This is a genomic window from Autumnicola edwardsiae, from assembly GCF_031846505.1.
In the GTDB taxonomy this organism is placed as follows: domain Bacteria; phylum Bacteroidota; class Bacteroidia; order Flavobacteriales; family Flavobacteriaceae; genus Autumnicola; species Autumnicola edwardsiae.
In genome coordinates this window covers 1-355 of sequence record NZ_JAVRHP010000330.1, presented here as the reverse complement: position 1 = coordinate 355, position 355 = coordinate 1, and the positions used below count along the sequence as shown (strand labels likewise).

At 35.8% G+C, this 355-nt stretch carries 1 protein-coding gene; it reads right to left on the bottom strand.

Translation table 11 applies throughout. From position 1 onward, the window contains the following. The coding region (locus RM529_RS17895) for a nuclear transport factor 2-like protein (protein ID WP_311486081.1) at positions 1-340 on the bottom strand (340 nt) is incomplete at its 3' end. Between the last annotated feature and the right edge of the window lie 15 nt (positions 341-355).

Genomic DNA, 355 nt, shown 5'->3' with positions numbered 1-355 from the left:
TCTTTCGGATAGTATAATGAATGGTCTGGGCAATTATCAGCCCCTCGCGCACTATGTAGGAATCTGCTCCGTCATCTATTTGTGAACTGTCTGAATATGCAGTCCATTCCAGAAAAGCTATTTCATCTTCAAAAAGAAAATTGATATAGTTAAACTCCGCTTCGGGGAAATCCTTTATCAGCATTTTATTTAATTCCCTTAGTCCTTCATGTCCTTTATAAATACCATGCGTAGTAAGCAGGATCAAATCTTTGGAAAAGTTTTTCTGCAGATCCTCTTCTATAGATCCCTTTTTAGAAAGTTCCAGATGATCTTTTAATACTTCTTCTGTAGTTCTCATAGGCTAAAAATTTTA